Origin of the sequence: Methylomonas sp. MS20 (assembly GCF_050275925.1) — a bacterium.
Taxonomy (GTDB): Bacteria; Pseudomonadota; Gammaproteobacteria; order Methylococcales; family Methylomonadaceae; genus Methylomonas; species Methylomonas koyamae_A.
The window spans coordinates 4,413,360-4,437,727 of sequence record NZ_CP189962.1 but is presented as its reverse complement, the minus strand read 5'-3'; the positions used below and the strand labels follow the sequence as shown (position 1 = coordinate 4,437,727).

Sequence of the window (24,368 nt, the reverse complement as noted above, 5' to 3'; positions counted from 1 at the left end):
CGCCATGCGATCCAACGAACGATTGATACGCCCAACCGTGCTGGTAGTCGACGATACGCCGGACAATCTGGTGTTGATCAGTGGCTTGTTAAAGCCTTATTACCGGGTCAAGGTGGCGGGCAGCGGTCCGCACGGTTTAAGGATCGCCGCCGGCGACGGGCCGCCCGACCTGATCTTGCTGGACGTAATGATGCCGGAAATGGACGGATATGAAGTGTGCCGGCTGTTGAAGGCCGACGTTCGCACCGCCCAAATTCCGGTGATCTTTCTTACCGCGAAGACCGAGCAAGAAGCCGAACGATACGGCTTGGAACTGGGCGCGGTCGATTACATCGCCAAGCCGGTCAGCCCGCCTATCGTGTTGGCCAGGGTCAAGAACCATTTGGCTCTGAAGGCGGCCGCCGATTTTCTGCGCGATCAAAACGCCTTTCTGGAGAACGAAATACGGCGGCGTATCGCGGAAGTACTGGCCATTCAGGATGCCACGATACACGTCGTTACCGCGTTGGCGGAAACCCGCGATCCGGAAACCGGCAATCATATTCGGCGCACCCAGTTTTATGTGAAGGCGCTGGCCGAGGCACTGCTCAGCCAGCCGCGTTTTGCCGGGCGCTTGAACGAAGCCGATGTGGCGATTTTTTGCAAATCGGCGCCGCTGCACGACATCGGCAAGGTCGGCATTCCGGATCGGATTTTGCTGAAGCGCGGCCGGCTAACCCCGGATGAGTTCGAGATCATGAAAACCCATCCGGCGCTCGGTCGCGAGGCCATCGAACGCGCCGAACGACAATTGGGTATGCGGGTCGGCTTTTTGGACGCGGCCAAACAGATCGCCTACGGTCATCACGAAAAATGGGACGGTTCCGGTTATCCCCACGGCTTGTCCGGCGACGCCATTCCGATACCGGCTCGGATGATGGCCATCGCCGATGTTTACGACGCGTTAATCAGCCGGCGCGTCTACAAACCGCCGATGTCCCACGAATCGGCGTTGGCGACGATGCGCGAGCAGCATGTCGGTCATTTCGATCCGGACATGCTGGCCGAGTTTTTTCGGATAGAAGCCCAAATTCGGGAGATCGCCGAATGCTATGCGGACACCGATCAAGGTCCAGCCACAAATCCCCTTTGAAAATCAATGTAAAAATTCTTACAAATGGATTCCGGGGTTTGTGTCGTTGCAAACATTGCGCCGACCCTTTCCAAGGGCAAATCGGGATTGTCGAAAAAAAGTTATTTAAAGTCATAGGTTTATAGATATTTTAGAACTGGCATAGCCTGTGCTACCTCACTTCGTAACCCATCCAAGCGAGGTACTCATCATGGAATTGCCAGTATTAAACGAAACTCCCGCAGCCAGCGCAGGCGGCTGTTCTTCCCACTCTTGCGGTACGTCCGATGACCAATTAGGGCATTTGTCGGACGAGATTCGCTCCAAGGTGGAAAACCATCCGTGTTACTCGGAAGACGCTCACCACTACTTTGCCCGCATGCACGTGGCGGTGGCGCCGGCCTGTAACATCCAGTGCCATTACTGCAACCGCAAATACGATTGCTCTAACGAATCACGTCCCGGCGTGGTTTCGGAATTGCTGACCCCGGAACAGGCGGTGAAGAAAACCATGGCGGTCGCGGCCAATATCCCGCAAATGACCGTGCTGGGCATCGCCGGCCCCGGCGACCCGCTGGCCAATCCGGAACGGACTTTCGAAACCTTCCGCCGCCTCAGTGCCGAAGCGCCGGATATCAAGCTGTGCGTTTCGACCAATGGTCTGGCCTTGCCGGAATCGGTCGAGGAATTGTCCAAACACAATATCGACCACGTCACGATCACGATCAACTGCGTGGATCCGGAAATCGGCGCGCAAATCTATCCGTGGATTTTCTGGGAAAACAAACGGATCAAAGGTGTGAAAGGCGCGAAGATTTTGATCGAGCAGCAACAAAAAGGCCTGGAAATGCTGACCGCCAGAGGCATTCTGGTCAAGGTCAACTCGGTGATGATTCCCGGCGTCAACGACAAGCATTTGGCTGAAGTCAGCAAAATCGTCAAAGCCAAGGGCGCTTTCCTGCACAACGTGATGCCGCTGATCGCCGAAGCCGAGCACGGCACCTTCTACGGCGTGATGGGCCAACGCGGTCCGACCCAAGACGAACTGATGGACCTGCAGGATTCTTGCTCCGGCGACATGAACATGATGCGCCACTGCCGGCAATGCCGGGCCGACGCGGTCGGTCTGTTGGGCGAAGACCGCGGCGACGAGTTCACGATGGACAAAATCGAGGCGATGGAAATCGATTACCAGTCCGCGATGGAAAAACGCAAGGTCATCCACGAAGCGATTGCCGAGGAAATGCACAGCAAACGTGCCGCCAAAGCCGAAAAAGCCGCCAGCCATGCCGACGAGCCCAAGCTGAACACCCGCCCGGTATTGATGGCCATCGCCACCAGCGGCCAAGGCGTGATCAACCAGCACTTCGGCCATGCCAAAGAGTTCTTGATCTACGAAGCGTCTCCTGACGGGGTGCGTTTCATGAGCCACCGCAAAACCGATCTGTATTGCAGCGGCGACGAGACTTGCGGCGACGGCGAAAGCGTATTGCAGCGCACGATCCGGGCGCTGGAAGGTTGCGAAGTGGTGCTGTGTTCGAAAATCGGTTACGAGCCTTGGGACATGCTGGAGCAAGCCGGCATCGTGCCTAACGGCGAGCACGCGATGGAGCCGATCGAGGATGCGGTGATGGCGGTGTACAAGGAATTGGCCGCCGCGGGCAAGTTGGACGAGGTGAAAGACGACCAACGCGCAACCGCGTAACTACGGACCGGATTTACGCCGCGTACGCAAGCAAGGCTTGCGTACGCGGGTAACCCGCCCATTCAGCACACATTCGCCAAGAGGTGACGTCATGGCATTGAAAATTATTGAAACCTGCGTGAACTGCTACGCCTGCGAGCCTTTGTGCCCCAGCAAGGCAATTTATATGTCGGAATCGGCCGGGCATTTTAAAATCAACCCGCGCAAATGCACCGAGTGCGAGGGCGATTACAAAGATACCCAGTGCGCCAGCATTTGCCCGATCGAAGGCGCGATACTCGACGCGCAAGGCATCGCAATCAACCCACCCGGTTCGCTGACCGGTATCCCGCCGGAGCGCATGGCGGAAGCGATGGCGGAACTGCAAGCCCATTGACGGCGATGGCCATCGTCCATTTCTACGAGAAACCGGGTTGTTTGAACAACACCCGGCAGAAGCAGTTGCTTAACGCGGCCGGCCACTTGTTGGTCGTGCATGATTTGTTGCAGCATCCATGGGCCAAACAACCCGACCTGTTGAGGGCGTTTTTTGGCGAAATGCCGGTTGCCGAATGGTTTAACCGTAGTGCGCCGGCCGTCAAGCAAGGCTTGATCGATCCGGATAGTTTGGATGAAGCACAGGCGATCGCGTTGATGGTTGGGCAGCCTTTGCTGATCCGCCGGCCGCTGATGGAAGTCGACGGCACTCGGGTATGCGGCTTCGACGAAGCCCAGGTCGATCGCTGGCTAGGTTTGAAAATACCGTCCGGCAAGGATTTGGAGACGTGTCCTAGGCAGGCCCACGCCGAGGCGTGCAAGCCATGAACACCCTAAAGTTGGAAAACGATGACGGCGTTCCGGTAGCGGTGTCGTTGTCGGAGCGGGTGCATTGGATAGGCGCTTTCGATCCCAATCTGCGTACCTTCGACATCATTCTGAAGACGGCCAACGGTACCAGTTACAACGCCTACATCATTCGCGGCAGCGAAGGTGTCGCGGTCATCGATACCGTGAAGGAAGGTTTTGCGGGCGATTTTTTCGCTCGACTGGAAAGCGTGGCCGATTATTCGGAAATCAAGGTCATCGTTCTGAATCATCTGGAACCGGATCACACCGGCGCTCTGCCGGAATTGATGCGGCGGGCGCCGCAAGCGCAGTTGTTCATCTCGCAAAAAGCGCAATCGATGTTGAAGGGGTTGCTGAAACAGAACGAGTTGAGCTTTACGCCGGTGTTGACCGGCGATTCGGTCTCGCTCGGCGACCGTAGTCTGGAGTTTTTGCACACACCTTACCTGCACTGGCCGGATACTCAGTGCACCTACGCGCCCGAGGAAGCTATCTTGTTTTCCGGCGACGTATTCGGTTGCCATTTTTGCGACAAGCGTTTGTACAACGATTGCGTCGGCGATTTTCGGTTCTCGTTCGAGTATTACTACGCGCACATCATGCGGCCGTTCAAGGAATACGTGGTACGCGCGCTGGAGCTGATCGAGCCGTTGCCGCTGACGCTGATCGCTCCCACGCACGGCCCGATTTTGCGCGACCGGCCGCAGCATTACATCCAGCGCTACCGGCAGTTGTCCAGCCCGGCCCTACATAACGAGCTCAGCCCCAATCAGAAGACTCTGCTGATTTTCTACATCAGTTCCTATGGGAATACCCGGCGCATGGCGGAAGCGATTTACCAAGGCGCGATGCAGGTCGAGGACGTGCGGGTATCGCTGTACGACCTGGAGGGCGGAGAAGTGGCGCCTTTCGTCGATTTGATCGAAGAAGCCGACGGCTTGGTGCTGGGTACGCCGACGATCAACGGCGACGCGGTCAAGCCGATTTGGGATTTGTTGTCCTCGCTGACCGTGGTCAATCTAAAAAACAAGTTGGGCGGGGTGTTTGGCTCCTACGGCTGGACCGGCGAAGGCGTGCGTCTGGTCGAGGACCGTCTGCGCGGCTTGAAATTGCGGGTGCCGATTCCCGGTTTGCGGGTGAAACTGATCCCGACCGACGACGAAATTTTGGAATGCAAAGCCTTTGGCTTGGAACTGGCGCAGGAATTGACCGGCGCCCGAGCCAACCGCACCGTGAATTTCGCCGATTTGGCCTGAAACAACATCGACGCGCGCCGCGTGGACAGGACCGTGTGAGTCTTGCCACCGATTGTCCCGCTTGTTGAGCAGCAAAAGCGGTTTACCGAGTATTCGGCCGGAGCCCCTGGGTTTCGGCCGGGCCGATGCAAGGACGCATCGGTGGATCCACCGTCGAAAGGCGGTGGAAATCGGGGGGCCTTATCGGGCCTCCACAACGAAGATTCGTCAGATTAGGCGGTTTTCGGGATTATTTTCAATACCTTAAGGAGTTTTAGCAATGGCCAAAGCGACCATTACGTTCGAAGATATCAATGTCACTGTCACGGTTCCGGCCGGCACTCGAGTCATCGAAGTGTCTGAAAAAGTCGGGTCTGGGATTACCTACGGCTGCCGAGAAGGTGATTGCGGCACCTGCATCATGAAGGTGACTTCGGGCTGGAATCATTTGACCGAGCCATCGGTGCTGGAAGATAAGGTGCTGCGGGAAAACATGGCCGGCAAACACAATCGTCTGGCTTGTCAGGCGCAAGTGTTGGGCGGTCAAATCTCCGTCAAACCGGTGTAACCCACTTCACAGGAGGCAGACATGGCTTTAGTGACCTTTACCAGTCCCGAATATCGGGATAAAACCGTTTACGCGGTAGCCGGCAGTCACACTCAGACGGTGCTGAAACTGGCTTTGGAAAACAAGATTCCGATTAACTTCGAATGCGAAGACGGAGAGTGCGGTACTTGTTTAGTGCGGGTAACCAGTATCGACAAAAAAAATCAACGCATGGGCGGTCCGCTGACCGAGAAGGAAAAAACCGTGTTGAAAGAAGTCGGTAAGGTAACCGCCGAGGAGTTGGAAAAAATGATCGTCGACGATTTGCCATGCGAGTGGCGTCTGGCCTGCCAGATGATAGTCAGAGACGAAGACATCCGGGTCGAATACTAACTCGGTTAACCCCGGCCGGAGGAAAGTCGATGAGTTGCATACCCGTCCTAGCGTCGCCGGCGGAAGCCGATTTGGCGGCAAAAAACCAGTCCAGGCAGGCGATCCGCGACGATCTTTTGGCCCGTGCCAGCCCGACGCCCAATCGCGTCTGGCTGGCGCAAATTATCGCCAGTTGGGCGGTCGGAGACGGCGTGTTGCCGGACCGAATGGGCTTGGAGCCCGACGATTTCAAGCAGTTGCTGGCGCGGCATTTTTCCGGATATTCGTTAGCGGAAACGGCAGTGTCCGGTAGCGTGCTGGATTACGGTAGGATGCTGGAAAAACAGGATTTGGAAGTGTTGTTGCGGCAATTTGCCGTCGAAGCCGACGATCGGGAAATTTTGATCTCGTTGATCGTTTCGGCTTGCTTGGGCAGCGATCATCTTTGGCAAGATCTCGGATTATGGTCGCGCAAGGACTTGTCCGATATGTTACTGCGGAATTTTCCGGAATTGGTGGCGCGCAACAGCAAGGATATGAAGTGGAAAAAGTTTTTATATAAGCAGCTTTGCGAGGCCGAAGGATTGTATGTCTGTCGGGCGCCCTCCTGCGAGGTTTGTCACGACTACCCACAGTGCTTTGGGCCGGAAGATTAACCGCTCTCGACGAGAAGAGTCGCTCTATTAAGATTTCGTTAAAATACTGGTTTTACCGGAATTGTCACATTTTTAACTTATACTTGTGCTTTTTGCTTGGACGCGGAGTTTTTCCGGAGGAATGGATAAATGCATTGGTATCGTTGGGCGCTTGTGGCGTTGCTTGGCATTGCGACGCTCGGGCATGCCGAAGAGTTGGACAAGCGGGCTTTGCGCGACCGCTATGACGAACTCAAGCAGCATTACGAAGGGTTAAAACGGCGGGGGTTCGATTTGGGAGTGACCGACGCTCAGGTGCAAGCCATCGAGCAAGCTCGCCAACACAACGATTTGCGCGGATTAGCCGCTGCTCTCTCCGAGCTGGACGCGACGTTTCAAACCCTCGAACAGCCCAAGCCCACCCAAAGCGACGCAGGCGCGCCAAGCGCTGCAATCCAGTCGCCGGTAGCGACCTCTCCGTTATCCACTAGTCCCGTCAAGGCGCAACGTGCCGTCATCAGAACGCTGGCGTCGAACACCACGTTTCGCCAACTTCTAGCCTATAAGGGCAATCCCCGCCGTATCGATGCCAGCGGGGCGGCCGGGCGGAATATCGACGAGTTTTCCGATGTCGCGGCTCAGCGCGATGCCGGCTGGGTATTGGCGCTGGCTTTGGTGGAAGCAAATCCCGAATTGTTTGAAAAAGCGGCGCGGGCCGCGGAATTTGCGTTCGGCAAGCAAGATCCGAGCGGATATTTTCATAATGGCCAGGGTGCATCGCCGCGCACGGCGATCAATGCCGACACTTTTTTTCTGCAAGCTTACGGGCAAATGCTGTGGATACTGAAAGAGGATAACAGCCAGCCGGCCTATACAGCGCGCTTGGAAGCTTTGTTGCCTAAGGTCCGCCAGGCGATGGCTTGGCTTAGACAAAATACCGATGAAATGCTGCGCCAAGATGGTCACACCGCCAACCGACTGGTGTTTGATGGGCTGGCATTTCAGTTGAACGGCAAATTGTTGGACGATCCTAGTTTGGTTGCGATCGGTAACGGATTTTTGCGCGACGTGGTGGCGGCTCAACGCGGCGATGGCGTATTCGTCGAAAAGGGCGGTCACGATAGTAGCTACCAGGCTGTCACATTGATGAATCTGCAAATTGCCTGGTCCTATTCCGACGATGCTCGTTTGCGCCAGCAGTTGTTCGACGCGGTGCGCTTGGGTATGGCTTGGTTGAAACCGCGTATTCTGACTAGCGGCGAAGTGTCGGCCGAAGGCAATACGCGTACCGGCCTGGGCCAGGAAAGTTTCTTCGGCAAGGTCAAGGAAATCAATTATGGCGAAGTCGCCTATTGCCTTTACTACTGGTCGGTGATCGCGGACGATGCCGAGGCGGGCCGTCTGGCCGACAGCGTGATGGCATTTGCGCTTAAGCACGGTTGATCTAAAGTTTTAGGGTGCGGAATCGGCGATTCCGCGTTTATGTTCTGTGGGGATGAGTTATTCGGGAAGAAAATGGAAAATACACTGAATTTTGCGTTATTGGGTTGCGGTCGGATTGCCTCTCGGCATGCGGAGGTACTGTCGGGACCCGTGGAAGGCGCTAGATTGGTGGCGGTTTGCGACGTCACCGAGGAACGGGCGGAATTGTTCGGCAGCAAATACGGCGTGCCGCACTTCACCGACCTGCACGAAATGATGGCGGCGATGGGCGACAAGATTGATGTGATCAACGTGCTGACGCCGACCGGTTGCCATGCTCAGCACGTGTTGGAAGTCGTTGAATACAAAAAGCACGTGGTCGTCGAAAAACCGATGGCGTTAACGTTGGACGATGCCGAGGCAATGATCGAGGCTTGCGATCGTGCCCAAGTCAAACTGTTCGTCGTCAAGCAAAATCGATACAACGTGCCGGTGCAAAAGCTGCATCAAGCGATGAAGGCCGGGCGTTTCGGCAAGATTGCGATGGCCACCGCGCGAGTGCGCTGGATGCGCAATCAGGCCTATTACGATCAGGACGGCTGGCGCGGCACTTGGTTGTGGGACGGCGGCGTGTTTTCCAATCAAGCCAGTCACCACGTGGATTTACTGACCTGGCTTTGCGGCGACGTCGATTCGGTGTTCGCATACACCGCGCGTAGTCTGGTGGATATCGAAGTCGAGGATACCGGCGTCGCGGTGCTACGCTTCCGTAACGGCGCGCTGGGCGTCATCGAAGCCACCACGGCGGCCCGGCCGAAAGATTTGGAGGCGTCGATCAACATCCTTGGCGAACACGGTACTGTCGAGATCGGCGGTTTCGCCGTTAACCAGATGAAGACGTGGTTGTTCGAAGAGCCGACGCCCGACGACGAGCTGGTGTTGCAAGAGTTCAACCAGAATCCGCCCAACGTCTATGGCTTCGGTCATTTGGAATATTTGCGCAACGTGGTGCACGTGATCAATCACGGCGGCGGTGCGATGGTGGACGGTCTCGAAGGCTTGAAGTCGTTGCGCTTGATCAGCGCGATTTACGAGTCCGCCGCGACCAGTCGCGAAGTCTGGTTGCGCTTTCAGCCGACGCATAGTCGACTGGGCCGGGCGGAAATGCGCAGACGGAGCGACACGGCCGAGGATCTTCGTAAACCGCGCAAGTAACCCCTTCAGTTTTTCGACCCACGAGATTTTTAATTCATGTCCAATTCAGAAAATTCGCAGTCGTCGGCCAGCGTGGCGCCGACTGCCATCGTCCACCCCAACGTCAAGCTCGGCAAGAACGTCGTCATCGAGGATTTTTGCATCATCGGTTATCCGCCCAAGGGCTATCAGCCCGGCGAACTGGAGACCGTGATCGGCGACGATACCCATATTCGTTCGAACACGATCATTTATGCCGGCGCTGCTCTGGGTAGCCATTGCCATGTCAGTCATTACGTGTTCATTCGCGAGAATACCAACCTCGGCGATCATTGTTCGGTCGGCGTTAACGTCGTCATCGAGCACCACTGCCAGATCGGCAACAACGTGCGTCTGCAGGCCCAAGCCGGTTTGTGCGAATACACCGTGCTGGAGGACGATGTCTGGCTGGGGCCTAGAGTCATCACCACTAACGTGCCGCATCCGACTTGCGACAAAGCCAAGGAATGTCTGAACGGACCGGTGATCCGCCGCGGCGCGATTTTGGGCGCGGCCGTGACGGTCAGCCCGAATCTCGAAATCGGCGAACGGGTATTGGTTGGGGCCGGCAGTGTGATCACCAAATCGACCGAGGACGGCGCGATTTTGTTCGGCGTGCCGGCCAAGAAAATCGGCGAGGTCGAGGGCGTTAAATGCCAGTACGAGTTGATGCCGCAAAGTCCGTACAAAACCGATGGAGCCGCGCCGACCGATGCGCCCGCCCGTCGCGTGCCGTTTGCCGATCTCGGTGCCCAGTATCAGCGCCACAAACAGGAATTCCGTCTGGCGATGGATCGGGTGATTTTGAACAATCGCTTTATCAACGGTCAGGAAGTCGCCGAATTCGAGCAAAGTTTTGCCAGCTATTGCAAAACCGCTTACGCGATCGGCGTCGGCAGCGGTACCGATGCGCTGGAACTGGCCCTGATGGGCTTGGGCATAGGCCAAGGCGACGAGGTCATCACGACGCCGCACACCTTTATCGCGACCGCCGAAGCGATCGCCTTGTCCGGTGCCACCCCGGTATTTGCCGACATCGATCCGCTGACTTATCAAATCGATCCGGCCGCGTTGGAAAGCAAAATCACCGCCAAGACCAAGGCGATCATTCCGGTGCATCTGTATGGGCATCCGGCGCCGATGCCGGAAATTCTGGCGATTGCCAAAAAACACGGATTACGGGTTATAGAAGACGTGGCGCAGGCGCACGGCGCGACGATCAACGGCCAGACCGTCGGCGGCATTGGCGATGTCGGTTGTTTCTCGTTCTATCCCGGTAAAAACTTGGGGGCCTACGGCGATGCCGGCGCGGTAACCACCAACGATTCCGAATTGGCGGCCAGAATCGCCAAACTGCGCGATCACGGCCGTTCGACTAAATATTTGCATGAAATCGTTGGCCGCAATAGTCGTTTGGATACCTTGCAAGCAGCGTTGCTCAACGTCAAACTCAAGCATTTGCCGAAATGGACCGCCAGTCGGCAGGCCGCCGCCGCCCATTATCAAGAAAAGCTGGCCGGTTTACCGTTAACGTTGCCGGCCGTCGCGGAAGGTTGCGAGCCGGTTTACCACTTGTACGTGGTGCGTTGCCAGGATAGGGACGGATTGTCCGCCTTTCTGAAAGCCAACGGCATCGACAGCGGCGTGCATTATCCGACGCCGTTGCATTTGCAGCCGGCGCTGGCTTACCTGGGCTACTCGGCCGGCGATTTTCCGCGTACCGAGGAGGCCGCCGCCAACATTTTGTCGTTGCCGATGTTCCCGGAAATCACCCGCGATCAGATCGATTACGTCGCGGCCACGATACAGCGTTTTTTCCAGGCATAAGGCGGCGACATGGCGGCTCCGGAATTATCCATTGTCACCTCGGCGTATAACGAGGTCGGTAACGTCGAACGCTTTCTGAGCGGCGCGTTGCAAGCTGTCGAAAATCTGGGCGTGTCGGCCGAGATCGTGTTTTTCGACGACGGCAGCACCGACGGTACCGGCGCGGCGGTGGCGGCCTTTGCCGGCCGCTCCGGCGACGTTCCGATCAAATTGGTCAGCCGGCCGCACAAGATGGGGATTACCGCGACGATTGTCGATACCTATCCCAACACCGCCGGCCGCTACGTGTGTCTGGTGCCGTCCGATCTGGAGTCCTTGCCGGAAGACGACATCCCGGTGCTGTACGGCGCGATGGACGACGAGACCGACGTGGTGGTCGGCTGGCGGAAGGACAGAGGCGACGGCAAATTGTTGGCTTCGAAAATTTACAATTGGATCAACTGGTATTTGTTTGGGGTGCGCTTGCACGACATGAACTGGATCAAGTTGATTCGCCGCGAAAAGCTGAGCGATTTGCGGCTGCGTTCCGATTGGCACCGGTTTTTGGTGCCTATCCTGGCGCAGAAACGCGGCTGCCGCTTTAAGGAAGTGGTTACTCAGTGGCATCAACGCCGTTACGGCCGATCCAATTTTGGACTCAAGCGTTTCTCGATCGCTATCGCCGATCTGGTGACGGTTAAATTATTGCTGGCTTACGGCGATCGGCCCTTGCTGTTTTTCGGTTATTGCGCGGTAGCGGCGCTGGCGATTGCCTTGCTCGGTCAGGGTGTGCTCGGCGGTGTCGCGGCGACCGGATTGGCGTTGACCAGCGTGTTATTGCTGGCCATTGGCGCCGCCGTCGAATTCATTTTAAAAACCGGAGATCGCTAAACCATGAAAGTGTGCATGATGACTTCGGTGTATGCGCTCGGCGAAGAGGACCGTAACGGTTCGTTTTTGGTCGAGTGCAACCGATACATGACCGAGCGCGGTTACCGGGTCGAGGTGTTCGCGCCCAGCTACGAAGGCCGGGAAAACCATAGCGTGCAAGGCGTGCCGGTTTACCGCTTCCGTTATTTTTTCAAACGCTTCGAAAATTTGACCCATTTTCAGGGCGCGCCCAACCGGATTCGCAATCCGCTGTATTTGTTCGTGGCCGGGTTTTATATTCTGTCCGGTCTGGTCCAGGCGATCGGATTTTGCCGGCGCGGCAATTACGATGTTATTCACGTCCATTGGCCGTTCCCGCATGGGATCTGGGGCTATTTCGCGGCGATGGCGCATCGCACGCCCATCGTGCTGACGTTTCACGGCGCCGAACTGCTGCTATCCAAGAAGTTTCCGTTCGTCGCCTATTTCATTCGCCATGCGGTCAGGCACGCCCAGGCCTTGATCTGCAATTCCAACTATACCGCCGGACAGCTCGCGGCACTGACCGGGGTTCCGGTGGCATCGATACACGTGATTCCGTTCGGCGCCACGGTCGAGATCAAACCCGTCGAGAAAAACCGCGCCAAGCCGGTCAAGGACGTGTTGTATGTCGGCCGTCTAATCGAGCGCAAAGGTGTCGGCTATTTGCTGAATGCGTGGCCGGACATCGTCAAGCACACCCAAGCGCGCTTGCATATCGTCGGCGACGGCGACAAGGCGGCCGAGTGGAAGGCCTTGGCCCAAACGCTCGGCATCGAAGCCAGTGTCAGCTTCCACGGCGTCGTGACCAACGAGCAATTGGAACAATTGTATCGCGAGGCCGACGTGTTCGTGTTGCCGTCCATTGTCGATAGCCGGGGCGACACCGAGGGTCTCGGCATTGTGTTGGTCGAGGCCTTGGCTTACTTGACGCCGGTGGTGGCTTGCGATGTCGGCGGCATCTCCGACGTGATTCGCGATGGTGAAACCGGCTTGCTGGTGCCGCAGCGCGACGCCAAGGCGCTGACGGATGCGGTATTGAAAGTACTCGAAAACCCTGAATTGGCCGAGCGTTTGGTCAATGCCGGAGCGGCCCACGCGAGGACATATTTCGATTGGCGGCGTATCATAGACGCCTTGTCTAACGTATATGGTTCGGTTACTCGTGAAAAGTCCTAAACCACTATCGATACTATCCGGCGTTTCCGGTTGGTTTTGGCTTTACGTAGGCCTAATTCTGCTGGGCGCCTACTTGCTGTACGCGGCGATCGTGCCGACCTATAAATCGCCCAATTCCCGCTTGTGGAGCTCGGCGATGGGTTATCCGGCCATGTTGCGCAAAATGAACGCGGAGATTCCAATCGAAACCGCGTTGCCGAGCCAGCGGGAAATGGTTAAGACCGTGTCGGCGGCCGGTGAAATCGGCTTTTTGCACGAGGTGCCGATCAATATCGAAGTCGCCAGTATCGTGACCGATGTGTATGTGGAGAGCGGCGCGAAAATCAAGGTCGGCGATCTGTTGCTACGTCTGGATAACGGCGGCAGTCCGACCCGTTTGGCCCGTTTGGATGTCGAGGACAAACGGAATGCCTACGAAAAGGCCCGCCGCGATTATTTGCGGGAGAAAGAGGCCTTCAAAAGCGGCATCATCGCCCAAACCGATTTGGCGCAGTACGAAGCGGACATGAATCAGGCCCGAATCGAATTGAATAAGGCGCAGGAAAGTTTGAGCCAATCGTTCGAGTCGCGCAGCAAGAACATCTTCGGCGACGCCAAGCAAAGCAGTCGCGGCGCCAAGACCGACATCCTGTCACCGATCGACGGCGAAGTCGTCCAGGTGGCGACCTATGCGGGCGAGAACATCCTAGGCCCTAAGAACGGCTTGATGTCGCTGGGCGATACCTTGATGTTCAAGGCTTCGGTCGATCAGCGCTATTTTTCGACGATACAAGCCGGCAATCGGGCGGAAGTCTATTTGCAGGCCTATCCCGATAAGCCGTTCGCCGCCAAGGTGATTAAAATCGACAACTTCATCGCGGTCGCCGGCAAGGCCGACGCGACAGTCCCCTATACGTTCAACGTTTGGTTGGAATTGGAGGGGGTGCCGACCGAATCGATACCGCTGGCGCGTGGTATGAACGGCTATTGCCGCTTCGATTATCCGTTTCAGGCCCTAGCGATACCGGAAAAAGCCTTGCTGAATTATTCCGGACAGCGCGGCGTCGTCATGACGGTCAATGCCGAGCGGCGTTTGGAATTGAAGCAGGTCACCTACAGCGCCAGCATGGATGGCATGGTAGCGATTTCGTCCGGGCTCGGCGAGCGGGAGCGCGTGGTATTGAGCGGACAAGTTGGTTTGCAATCCGGCGATAAAGTCAAATTTGAAGAATGATGAATAGAAAATCGGCGAAGATGAGTGTCGAAGCCTCGAACGGGGCGGAGATCGGTGATAGACGTCTAGACAAAACCGGAGCCAGAAGCCGCGACTGGATTCGGGCTTGGCTGATCGGTGCGGCGATGACCTGCGCCGGCATGCCCTCGGCTCAGGCTTGGCCGTATGGCGACGATGCGGAAGCCGACAGCGGCGAAGTCGCCGCGCCCGCATTTTGCGAAGGCATACCGCGCCAGTCGGTCGGTCGCTTGAGCTTGCCGGGCGCGATCAAAATGGCGTTGTGCCACAACCCTTCGGTCGTTAAAGCGCGTCGCGACGTGCGGTCGGCGCGTTTGAACTACGACGCCGAGGACGCCAAATACGCGTCCGAGGTCGAATTCACCGTCAATGAAAGTTATCAGTTCGGCGATACCAGCCAGATCGAAAATGTGGTCAACGTCGACCCGGCCAATCCCACCTCGATCCGTTCCAATTCGGAACGCACCTATATGAGTCTGCGCTGGACCGCGCCCTGGTGGTACAAATCCGAATTCAAGTACGAGGCAGCCAAGAGCCGCTTGGGTATACAGTTAGCCGAGGCGCGTTTGAACCGTACCGAACAGGATGTGATGTTCTCGGTTTATAAGGCCTATCTGGCGGCGCTGGTGCAGAAACATAAGCTGGATATCGAGACTCGCAAACTCGAGGCGATCAGCGACCAGAGCAAAACCCAACAACGCAATTTCGAATTGGGGCGCGCTTCCGAAGTCGGCGTCGTGATCGAGGAAGGCAATTTGCTGAATCAGCAATTGACCGCCGGCGACACCCGCGAGGCGATGGATACCAAAATGAACGAGTTGCTGGGCTGGCTGGATATCAAGAATGCCACCGGCGTGGAATTGGACGACTATCCGCTGGAGCCGGGCAAGAGCGATGTTCACGCCTACGATATCGACCGGGCCTTGCAGTTCCAAACTCAGGAAGTCAATATCCAGATAGTTCAACAAGCGGTCGAAATCGACAAGCACGAAGATGTCTGGAAACCCACCGTCTCGACCTGGGCCGGTTACAGTCCCTACATCAAGTCGGTCGGTACTTCGCAATCCAGGGAAATCAACGACTTGGTGACCGTGGGCGTGGAAGTGCAAGTCGAGTTGCCCAATTTCGAGGCTCGCGATGCCGCCGTTAAGGTGGCCTCTCACGACAAGACCATGTTGGACGAGCAATTGCGCGGCGCGATCGACGATACCCGCAGCCAATCCAGGCAATTTCAAAATAAATTAACCAAATTGACCGAGCAGATCGAACTACTGGACAAATTGCGCAAGGTTCAGGAACGCCGACTGGAAGCCGGCCGGAAAAGTGTGGAGCTTGGCACGATGAACCCGATGGAATACCGGAATCTGGAAAGCAATCTGGATGCGACCCAAACCCAGCGCTTGGATAAATTGTTCGATTATCTGGTGGCGGAAGCCGAGTTGAAACATCTGTACGGCATCGACGTGCTCGCTAACATTCGTTGACAACGACAATACCGGAGGAATTGCGGTCGGTACGGGTAGGAGATCCGCCGAAGTTGCCCTGATTAGTGGGCCGACAGGCTGAGAAAAGCAGCGCCGCCGCGCGCCCCGACTTGCGTGATTGCGTTTTCTTGTTAGCTAGGGCGACAAGACTTGCTCCGTCGGATCGGTGTTTTGCTCGGCCAGCGACCAACCACCCCCTAAAGCTTTATACATTTGTATTTGAGCGGTCAACACATCCAATCTTGCTTGGACGCGGTTGTTTTCGGTGCCCAGGTAGCTGCTCTGCGCATTCAACAATGCTTGGAAATCCACCGCGCCCAAACGGTAACGGTCCTCGGAAATCCGGTAAGCCAACTTGGCCTGCTCCGCGGCGCTTTGTAGGGCTTGCACACGGCGGCGGCTGTTGGCGAAGGTCGCGGCGGCGTCCTCGACTTCCTTGAAGGCGGTCAACACGGTTTGTCGGTAGTTTTCGATCAACTCGGCATTCGCGGCTAATGCGTAGTCCAGAGCGGCTTCCAAGCGCCCGCCTTGGAACAGCGGCTGGGAAAGTCCGGCCGCCAGACTCGCCGCCACGCCGGCCGGTTGCGGGTTGGCAAGCACGCTGCTTAGGCTTAACTGCAACTTCGGATAAAACGCGGCGCGCGCCACGGCGATATCGGCATTGGCGGCCACCAGCTCCATTTCCAATTGACCGATGTCCGGTCTTCGCTGTAATAGGTCGGCGGGCTGCGAGGCGGGAATGCTCGGTGTCGCCAGATCGGCGAAGCGCGCCGGCGCCAAGTGTAAATGTTGCGGCGGGTGGCCGAGTAAAATCGCCAAACTGTTTTCCGCGAGCGCTTGTTGCTGGATCAGCTGGTCTAGGCTGGCGCGGGCATTGGCATGGGCCGTGCGTTGCTGGGCCACTTCCAGTTCGTAGGCGGCGCCGGCTCGTTGGCGAGCTTCGACGATAGTCAAGATCGCGCCGACCGTTTCCAGGAAATCGGCCGCGATTTGCCGGCGTTCTTGGAGGGCCAGCAGGTTGAAATAGGTCTGGCCGATGTCGGCCATTACGACCAGCCGTAGCGCGTCGCGGGCGAACAGCTGGCTCAGCACGCGAGCGCCGCCGGCGTCGCGCTTGGCCCGATTGGCGCCCCACAAATCCACCTCGTAAGCGATGTCGATTTGGCCGCTGGTTTTCTGGCTGTCGCTCAGTTCGTTGCGGCTGTCGCTGAAGTTGCCGTCCAACGTCGCACTGGGCCAGAGGTCGGCACCGGCGATTCTGGCTTGAGCGCGCGCTTGCGCTATCCGTTGAACGGCCGCGGCCAGATCCTTGTTGGCGGCCAAGGCTTCGCCGATCAAAAGGTTGAGTTGCTCGCTGGAGAAAGCTCGCCACCATTGCTCATCGATATCGGCCGGATCGTCCGCGCGCGCTTCCCGCCAATGCGTCGGCGTTTCGGCGCTGGGGCGTCGGTAGTCGGACAACAGGTTACAGCCGGCGTTCAGGCTTAGTAACACAACTAGGAACGCTGGATGTCGGGCTTTCTTGGTCATTCCGCCGCCAAGGCCACGACCGGATCCAGAAAGGCGGCCTTGCGGGCCGGTAGGTAGCCGAATAACACGCCGGTACCGAAGGCGCAGGAAAAAGCGAGGATCGCCGGCAGCGGCGAAAACAGCACCGCCATCTCGAAGTACTTCAAAACGTAACCGGCGGCAAATCCCAGCAACACACCCATAAATCCGCCCAAGGTACAGACCACCGCGGCTTCGGTGTTGAATTGCAACAAAATATCGCGGCGGCGGGCGCCGGTGGCGATACGGATACCGATTTCGCGGGTGCGTTCGGTGACGCTGACCAACATGATGTTCATGACGCCTATGCCGCCGACCAGCAAGGAAATAGCGGCGACAATGCCTAGCATCAAGGTAAAGGTATTCTGGGTTTCGGTGGCCGATTCGATAATCGAGGCCATGTTGCGTATCCGGAAATCCTCGGTCTGGTGACGGGCGATCAGCAAATCGGTGATCGCTTGTTGGGTGGCGTCGATCTTAATGACGTCCTCGACCCGCACCGTGATGCCCCCCAGATACTTCTGGCCGAACAAACGGGTCAGGCCGGTCGTAATCGGCACGAACACCGCGTCGTCGCGGTCGCTGCCTTGGGCGTCGGCACCCTTGGTTGCCATTACCCCGATCACTTCGAACGGAATATTGCCTATCATCACGAAACGGCCCAGCGGGTCTTCGCCTTCGGCGAACAACAGTTTGCGTACCGTTTCGCCCAATACCACCACCGGTGCGTAGCGCCGCTGGTCGCGCTCGTCGAAAAAATCGCCAAGCGCGACCGGCCAGTCGCGTACCCACGGCATGCTGGACGCGACGCCTTGCACGCTGGTCGCGTAATCGACGCTACCGTAACGCACGGTCATCCGGCCGTTGCGTTCCGGCGCGGCCGATGCGACGTTGGCCAGTTCCGCGATCGCGTCGGTATCGGCGAGTGTCAAGGTGGCCACGTCGCCGCCACCGCGAAAGCCCGGTAGGCCGGGGCGGATCGATAGGATGTCGGTGCCCATCGCCCGCATTTGCTCCAGCACTTTTTCCTGGCTGCCTTGGCCGACCGCCAACATGGTCACGACGGCGGCGACGCCGATGACGATGCCCAGCAAGGTTAGCGCGGTGCGAAACAGGTTGACGCGTAGCGAGCGTAGCGCGGTCTTGGCTGCTTCGCCCAGTTCCGCCGCCAGCCCCGCGCCGCCGATGCCGGAGTGCGCCGGCGGCGGCAGGGCCGAACCGCCGATATGAGCTTCCCCGTCGCCGACGATCTTGCCGTCGGCGATATGAATCACGCGTTGCGCATGGGCCGCGATTTTTTCGTCGTGCGTGATCAACAATACCGTGCGGCCTTCGGCGTGCAGATTGCCGAGCAGACTCATCACCTCCATGCCGCTGTGACTGTCCAGCGCGCCGGTCGGTTCGTCGGCCAGAATCACCGGCGGGTCGTTTATCAAGGCACGGGCGATTGCGACCCGTTGCTGCTGGCCGCCGGAAAGTTGCATCGGTCGGTGCTCGCCACGCTCGGCCAGACCCAGTTTGCTTAACAGCTGCAAGGCGCGTCGTCGGCGTTCGAGCTTCGGTAGGCCGGCGTAGAGGGCAGGTATCTCGACGTTTTCGGTGGCGGTGGCGGTATTCAGCAAATTGTAGCGTTGGAATACGAAACCGAAGCTATCCCGCCGTAGCGCGGCCAGTTGGTCGGGGTCCAGGTCGGCCACGTCGCGACCGAGCACCCGGTAAGCGCCGGCGTCGGCACGGTCCAGGCAGCCTATCAAATTCATCAGCGTCGACTTGCCCGACCCGGATTGGCCGACGATCGCGACGAATTCGCCGGGCCAAATCGTCAGCGAGACGCCGTCCAGCGCTCGAACCGTGGCGTCGCCGTTCGGATAGACGCGCTGAATGTCGGTCAGTTGCAGCAATGGCGTCTGATTCATAGGCGCGGTACTCCGGGCGCCGCATTCGGACCGAGCGGTCCGGGGTCCTTACGGCGGTTTTTGATCTTGTCTTCGCCGCCGGCGGGCGGTTCGACCCGGTCGCCGACCGCCAGTCCGGCCCGCACTTCGGCGAAACGGCGATTGCGCAAGCCGATTTGGACGACTTTCTCGCCGCCGTCCGGGCCGGCGACCTTGACGCGATAGGCGTCTCCCAAGTCGCTGTCGTTGCGGCGGTCGCGGGCGCCGAGCGCGTTGATCGGTATTAGCGGGACTTGCTCGGCCTTGCCCAGCACGAAAAACATCTGGGCGCTCATGCCGGTCATCAATTGCCGGTCGTGGTTGTCGACGTCGACCAACACGTTATACAGTACGACGTTGTTGATGACTTCCGGCGTCGGCAGTATTTGCCTGACCGTGGCTTGCCAACGCCGCTCGCCCGAGCCCATCGTCGTGAAATATACCGCCATGGCCGGGCGGAGCCGCATCACATCGGCTTCGGCGACTTGGGCGCGTACCGTCATCGTGTCCAGTTTCGCCAACTGCAGGATCATCGGCGTGGTTTGATTGGCGTTTAACGTTTGGCCCTCGCGGGCTTTTTGATCGACCATCGTGCCGGCCATCGACGCGTAGATTTTGGTGTAGCCCAAATTGGTTTTATCGCCGTTCAGCGTCGATTGCAATTGCTCGATTTGCGCTTCCAGCGCCGCGACGGTGGCGTCGGCGTTTTTCAACGTGAATTCGCTGTTTTGAAAATCCTGGACGCTGACGCCGTGGCTGACCAGCAATTCCCGGTTGCGTTCGTATTGCTGACGGGCGAACAGTGCTTGGGCTTGTTGACCGCGCAATTGCGCTTGCAGGTTCTTGATATTGGCTTCGTCGGCGGCGACCCGAGCCGCATAAATTCGCGGATCGATCTGCGCCAGTAGTTGGCCGGCCTCGACATCGTCACCGATTTTGACTTGGATTTTTTGTAACTGACCGGTGACTTGGGCGCCGACATCCACGTATTCCTTGGGCTCGAGTTTGCCTTGAGCGGTGACGGTTTCCTCAATGTCCCCGAGCGTGACGGTCGCTAACGCGGGGCGGTCGGCATCCGTGGACTTATTAGTGGGCGTCAGCCAGCGATAAGCCGCGATCGCGGTAGTCAACAGCAACAGCAAAATGATCGCGGGCCGACGTTGACGGCTACGGTTATTCTCCGGGTTTGGCGGCATGGCAACGGTATCGGTTGATTACGGTTGGTACTAGTAAACATTCCGACCGGCAGTAGTGGCGATGGCTTCGACAGCGGTAGGTGGGTAAATCTTCCCGAGCCTGAACAATTCGGCGGCGGGATCGCGGCTCGCTAGTGAGCCGGTGTTCAGTTTAGGTGTTGCGCGGACGCTTGGCAAGACGGTCGAGCCGTAGCTGGGTGTAAAGCTTGGTAAAGGTGGCGAAAATCATTGGCGCGGTCAACGCGCCGTTTCGAACTCGAGTGGGATGGGAGGAGTCTTCACTCCGTCATTAGGGTGGGGGCGGTCCCTTGCGACGGCCGCCCCTCTTTGGAGTAGCGACTGACCCGTTAGCCGGCCGAACGTGCGGATCGCGAGAGTTTCATGGAACCGACAGCCAGCAATCCGGAGAACATCAGCAGTCCGGAAGCGGGCAATGGCACTTGGCTGACCAGCGGTGTTTGAGTCAGGCTGACCGCGCCGGCACCGACGAAGGTCAGACCGGTTACGAAGGCTTGCGGATTGTTGGGGTCCAGGCCCGCGCTGACTTCGATGCCCAGAATTCGGAAGCGGCTGACGCCGCCGGGTTCGAAGAAGTACTCAATGCCTGCGGTCAATGCCGCCGCGAACACGTACTCCGTATTCTCCCAAAGGTACAGATCGTAAATTCCGTCCCCGAGATTGGTGGGCAACAGAACGGAAGCAATGTTGGGGCCGGATGTGACTTCGTAGTCGTAACCGACCGCTACCTCAGGGTCGATAAAGATGGGTTGTTCAGGCTGAACATTGAAATCGAAGACAAAAGCGCCGTCTACGACAACCGGCAACAACGGGTTGGACGGCGTTGCGCCGGGCGTCAAACCGTTGCGGATGCTGAACGACCAGAAGCCGGGATCGCCGTTGACGACATTGGTGTTATTGGCAATATCGAGAATATCGCTGGTGAACGAACCCGGCAGCGTGAAGTAATTGACGTTGTCGCCGGCGTCGAAACCGGCTTGCGCGGGGGTGCCGCCTAAGCCGTTGCTGCCGTTGCTGGCGTCGCCGGTGGTCCATTCCAGCCGGTCGTAGCGAAATTCGACGTCGAAATCGCCGTTTTGCTGGTTGCGCAACACCAGTTGGAAGTTATTGGTTTTGTCGGCGTGTTCGCTGTAGTAACCGACGTTGTTCCAGGTGACGATGGTCGTATTGCTGTTCGGCGCGCCGACGTAAACGTTGCCGCAACCGTCGCAACGCGTATCGACATCGGCCCAATAGGGCGCGATCATCGGTTGTTCGGAGATCGGGAAACTGCTGGGCGTGAATTCGGATAGCGGCGACTGAAACGTGATATTGCCGTTGTTGTTCACGTAAAAGTTGTTGAACACGTTTCCGTAAAAATTAACGGCAAACGGCAGATTCAACATCGAACTCGATTCGTCATCGTTAGGGGTCAGGGCTATCTCGCCGAATGTGCCATCCGCCAGCGTCAACAACGAAACGGCGTTTGCCGAACCGGGTACCGCTAACGTCAGGGACAGAATTCCGCCGACTATCAGTGCTTTCATTCCACTCTCCTTGCTGCAATTGTGATGGACTGGTGTCGCGCAAGTGTTTGCTCCCGATTGTTTTCCAGCTCTTCGCCTTGTATTTATGACAATCGTGTGACAATTATTGCGACGGTTCCATTCTATCGAGCGAAATTTTGTGATGTCAATCAAAATTTTTGATGGAAACTCGGCTAGTTGGCTAGGTGCGCGCTACGGCAAGCGGTTCCGGTAAGCCTGCATTGGATGTTGACGGTGCGCGCGGACATTTCCGCATTCGTCCGGCCGGACGCTACACTTAATAGCTATCCCGTTGGCACAATTATCGCTTTTACTGGGACAATAGCGTTTTTCACCGGCAAGCGACAAAAATATGACGGACAAATACGGCATCGACAGTCATAAATTGGTGTACCACCCCAAGCGCGTCGCTCAATGGCTGGACGGCAGGCAGGACTGGGAACTCGCCAAATCGGTCTACCCGATCTACATGGAAATCTCGCCGGTCGGCGCCTGCAACCATCGCTGCACTTTTTGCGCGGTCGATTACATCGGCTATCAGGCCAAGCGATTGGACGTCAACATTCTGGCGGATCGTTTGGCCGAGATGGGCCGGCTGGGCGTGAAAAGCATCATGTACGCCGGCGAAGGCGAGCCTATGCTGCATAAGGACATTAACGACATCGTCAAAGCCACCGTGGATGCCGGCATCGACGTATCGTTTACCACCAACGGCACCCTGATGAACGCCAAGTTTATCGAACAGTCGCTGCCGCTGACCTCGTGGATTAAAGTCTCCTTGAACGCCGGTAGCGCCGAGAACTACGCGGCGATACACCGTACCAAAGCCGCCGATTTCGACTTGGTGCTGAACAATTTGCGAGCCGCCGTCGCGCATAAACGCGCCTATGGCCTGACTTGCACGCTAGGCGCGCAGATTTTGCTGTTACCCGAAAACCGCGGCGAAATCGCCATTTTGGCCGGGATTTGCAAGGACATCGGCCTGGATTATCTGGTGGTCAAACCCTATTCCCAACACCTGTTCAGCGAGACTCGGCTCTACGAAAATCTGCGCTACGACGATTTGCTGGGCATGGCCGAAGAACTGGCGGCCTTTAACGGCGACGGCTTCAACGTGGTGTTTCGCGAACAAACCATGAAAAATTACAGCCAGTCGGACGAGCAACGTTACCAAACCTGTCACGCCACGCCGTATTTTTGGGCCTACATCATGGCCGACGGCGAGGTTTACGGCTGCAGCGCCTATTTGACCGACTCGCGTTTTGCCTACGGCAATATTGCCGAACAAAGTTTTCAGGCGATCTGGGAAGGCGACAAGCGCCGGGCGAACTGGCATTACATCGGCCACGAACTGGACATTCACGAGTGCCGCAAAAACTGCCGGATGGAAGCTGTCAATCAATATTTGGACAAACTGGCCGACAACCAACCCGCCCATGTCAATTTCATTTAAGGACAAATCATGAAGGTTATTGTTACCGGCGGTGCCGGGTTTATCGGCAGTCATCTCAGCCGCGAGCTGTGGCGCCTGGGCCATTCGGTCCAAGTCATCGATAGCCTGATCGGCGGCCGCAAGGAAACCATCGCCGATTTGCTGGGCCAGGACCGCTTCGCGTTTAATCAGGCAGACATTCGTGAATTTGCCGCCATCGCACCGTTATTCGACGGTGCCGATTGGGTGTTTCATCTGGCCGGTTTGGCCGACATCGTACCGTCCATCGAAAAGCCGCGCGCCTATTTCGAAACCAATGTCGACGGCACTTTCAACGTGCTGGAAGCGGCTCGCGCCGCCGGGGTCAAGCGCTTGGTGTATGCCGCTTCGTCGTCTTGCTACGGCCTGGCCGAACAGTGCCCAACCCCGGAAACCGCGCCGGTCAAACCGCAATATCCCTATGCCTTGACTAAATATCTCGGCGAGGAATTGGTATTGCACTGGGCGCAGTTGTACGGCCTGCCGGCGCTATCGCTACGCTTGTTCAACGTTTACGGACCGCACGCCCGCACCACCGGCGCTTACGGTGCGGTGTTCGGCGTGTTTTTGGCGCAAAAACTCAACGGCAAGCCGTTTACCGTGGTCGGCGACGGCACCCAAACCCGCGACTTTACTTACGTCACCGACGTGGCCAATGCCTTTATCGCCGCCGCCGAGTCGGGCTTAGCCGGCGAAGTGATGAACGTCGGCAGCGGCGGCACTTACAGCGTGAATCAATTGGTCGGCTTGTTGGGCGGCCCGGTGGAATATATTCCCAAACGACCCGGCGAGCCGGACTGCACCTTCGCCGACACTTGCAAGATTCGCGAGAAACTGGGCTGGCAACCGCAAGTCAGTTTCGAACAAGGCGTCGCCAACATGCTGGCGCACATCGATTATTGGCGGGAAGCGCCGCTGTGGACCTCGGCCTCGATCGCCGACGCCACCGCCGATTGGTTTAAATACCTGGATAAATAGGAG

Annotated in this window: 21 protein-coding genes; 17 read left to right on the top strand and 4 right to left on the bottom strand. The window is 57.6% G+C overall.

All coding sequences use genetic code 11. The features are described from left to right. The first annotated feature begins 4 nt into the window (after window positions 1–4). The 15 genes from ACQE3D_RS19975 (at window position 5) to ACQE3D_RS19905 (ending at window position 15,694) form a co-directional block, all read left to right on the top strand. On the top strand, window positions 5–1,132 hold the full coding sequence (locus ACQE3D_RS19975) for a response regulator (protein WP_313730745.1): 1,128 nt from the start codon (window positions 5–7) through the stop codon (window positions 1,130–1,132). 190 nt (window positions 1,133–1,322) lie between these two features. Beyond that, a complete protein-coding gene (gene nifB, locus ACQE3D_RS19970; RefSeq protein ID WP_064030673.1) occupies window positions 1,323–2,816 on the top strand; it encodes a nitrogenase cofactor biosynthesis protein NifB in 1,494 nt (497 codons plus the stop codon). 91 nt (window positions 2,817–2,907) lie between these two features. Then, the gene (locus tag ACQE3D_RS19965; RefSeq protein ID WP_064030672.1) at window positions 2,908–3,192 is read left to right on the top strand and encodes a 4Fe-4S dicluster domain-containing protein; all 285 of its coding nucleotides are present in this window, start codon (window positions 2,908–2,910) and stop codon (window positions 3,190–3,192) included. A 5-nt stretch (window positions 3,193–3,197) separates the two neighbouring features. Then, complete coding sequence (locus ACQE3D_RS19960; RefSeq protein ID WP_313730746.1) at window positions 3,198–3,620, top strand: ArsC/Spx/MgsR family protein; 423 nt, start codon at window positions 3,198–3,200, stop codon at window positions 3,618–3,620. Then, on the top strand, window positions 3,617–4,897 hold the full coding sequence (locus tag ACQE3D_RS19955; protein WP_064030735.1) for an FprA family A-type flavoprotein: 1,281 nt from the start codon (window positions 3,617–3,619) through the stop codon (window positions 4,895–4,897). Before ACQE3D_RS19960 ends, ACQE3D_RS19955 begins: the two co-directional genes overlap by 4 nt. Window positions 4,898–5,156: 259 nt before the next feature. Then, the gene (locus ACQE3D_RS19950; RefSeq protein WP_064030670.1) at window positions 5,157–5,444 is read left to right on the top strand and encodes a 2Fe-2S iron-sulfur cluster-binding protein; all 288 of its coding nucleotides are present in this window, start codon (window positions 5,157–5,159) and stop codon (window positions 5,442–5,444) included. Window positions 5,445–5,465: 21 nt separating this feature from the next. Beyond that, window positions 5,466–5,816: a 2Fe-2S iron-sulfur cluster-binding protein gene (locus ACQE3D_RS19945; RefSeq protein WP_064030669.1), complete on the top strand. Its 351-nt coding sequence runs from the start codon at window positions 5,466–5,468 to the stop codon at window positions 5,814–5,816. Between the two features lie 29 nt (window positions 5,817–5,845). Beyond that, the gene (locus tag ACQE3D_RS19940; RefSeq protein ID WP_064030668.1) at window positions 5,846–6,451 is read left to right on the top strand and encodes a nitrogen fixation protein NifQ; all 606 of its coding nucleotides are present in this window, start codon (window positions 5,846–5,848) and stop codon (window positions 6,449–6,451) included. A gap of 129 nt (window positions 6,452–6,580) precedes the next feature. Then, window positions 6,581–7,873, top strand: coding sequence for a hypothetical protein (locus ACQE3D_RS19935; protein ID WP_313730748.1), 1,293 nt, complete (start codon window positions 6,581–6,583; stop codon window positions 7,871–7,873). A gap of 72 nt (window positions 7,874–7,945) precedes the next feature. Further along, entirely contained in the window at window positions 7,946–9,067 is a 1,122-nt protein-coding gene (locus ACQE3D_RS19930) for a Gfo/Idh/MocA family protein (RefSeq protein ID WP_064030666.1), read from the top strand. Between the two features lie 36 nt (window positions 9,068–9,103). Beyond that, on the top strand, window positions 9,104–10,912 hold the full coding sequence (locus ACQE3D_RS19925; protein ID WP_313730751.1) for an aminotransferase class I/II-fold pyridoxal phosphate-dependent enzyme: 1,809 nt from the start codon (window positions 9,104–9,106) through the stop codon (window positions 10,910–10,912). 9 nt (window positions 10,913–10,921) lie between these two features. Further along, window positions 10,922–11,782 (top strand): glycosyltransferase family 2 protein, encoded by an 861-nt coding sequence (locus ACQE3D_RS19920; protein ID WP_064030665.1) that lies wholly within the window; start codon window positions 10,922–10,924, stop codon window positions 11,780–11,782. A gap of 3 nt (window positions 11,783–11,785) precedes the next feature. Further along, complete coding sequence (locus tag ACQE3D_RS19915; protein WP_313730752.1) at window positions 11,786–12,979, top strand: glycosyltransferase family 4 protein; 1,194 nt, start codon at window positions 11,786–11,788, stop codon at window positions 12,977–12,979. After that, a complete protein-coding gene (locus ACQE3D_RS19910; RefSeq protein WP_313730753.1) occupies window positions 12,966–14,192 on the top strand; it encodes an efflux RND transporter periplasmic adaptor subunit in 1,227 nt (408 codons plus the stop codon). Before ACQE3D_RS19915 ends, ACQE3D_RS19910 begins: the two co-directional genes overlap by 14 nt. Next, window positions 14,189–15,694: a TolC family protein gene (locus ACQE3D_RS19905; protein ID WP_427500940.1), complete on the top strand. Its 1,506-nt coding sequence runs from the start codon at window positions 14,189–14,191 to the stop codon at window positions 15,692–15,694. The genes ACQE3D_RS19910 and ACQE3D_RS19905 overlap by 4 nt, the downstream gene beginning before the upstream one ends. A 135-nt stretch (window positions 15,695–15,829) precedes the next feature. On the opposite strand, the gene ACQE3D_RS19900 is transcribed toward ACQE3D_RS19905, so the two are convergent. From ACQE3D_RS19900 to ACQE3D_RS19885, 4 genes are all read right to left on the bottom strand, one after another. Beyond that, entirely contained in the window at window positions 15,830–17,224 is a 1,395-nt protein-coding gene (locus ACQE3D_RS19900; protein ID WP_313730756.1) for an efflux transporter outer membrane subunit, read from the bottom strand. Further along, a complete protein-coding gene (locus ACQE3D_RS19895) occupies window positions 17,221–19,158 on the bottom strand; it encodes a MacB family efflux pump subunit (RefSeq protein ID WP_313730757.1) in 1,938 nt (645 codons plus the stop codon). Before ACQE3D_RS19895 ends, ACQE3D_RS19900 begins: the two co-directional genes overlap by 4 nt. Further along, a complete protein-coding gene (locus ACQE3D_RS19890; protein WP_313730758.1) occupies window positions 19,155–20,372 on the bottom strand; it encodes an efflux RND transporter periplasmic adaptor subunit in 1,218 nt (405 codons plus the stop codon). The genes ACQE3D_RS19895 and ACQE3D_RS19890 overlap by 4 nt, the downstream gene beginning before the upstream one ends. A 347-nt stretch (window positions 20,373–20,719) precedes the next feature. Continuing rightward, window positions 20,720–21,916 carry a nidogen-like domain-containing protein gene (locus ACQE3D_RS19885; protein ID WP_313730759.1) on the bottom strand — a complete coding sequence of 399 codons (1,197 nt, stop codon included), beginning with the start codon at window positions 21,914–21,916 and terminating at the stop codon, window positions 20,720–20,722. Window positions 21,917–22,268: 352 nt separating this feature from the next. Between ACQE3D_RS19885 and ACQE3D_RS19880 the strand changes: the two genes are divergently transcribed. Together ACQE3D_RS19880 and ACQE3D_RS19875 are read left to right on the top strand one after the other, a co-directional pair. Further along, window positions 22,269–23,369 carry a radical SAM protein gene (locus ACQE3D_RS19880; protein WP_168032616.1) on the top strand — a complete coding sequence of 367 codons (1,101 nt, stop codon included), beginning with the start codon at window positions 22,269–22,271 and terminating at the stop codon, window positions 23,367–23,369. A 9-nt stretch (window positions 23,370–23,378) separates the two neighbouring features. After that, window positions 23,379–24,365 (top strand): SDR family oxidoreductase, encoded by a 987-nt coding sequence (locus ACQE3D_RS19875; RefSeq protein WP_313730760.1) that lies wholly within the window; start codon window positions 23,379–23,381, stop codon window positions 24,363–24,365. Window positions 24,366–24,368 lie beyond the last annotated feature (3 nt).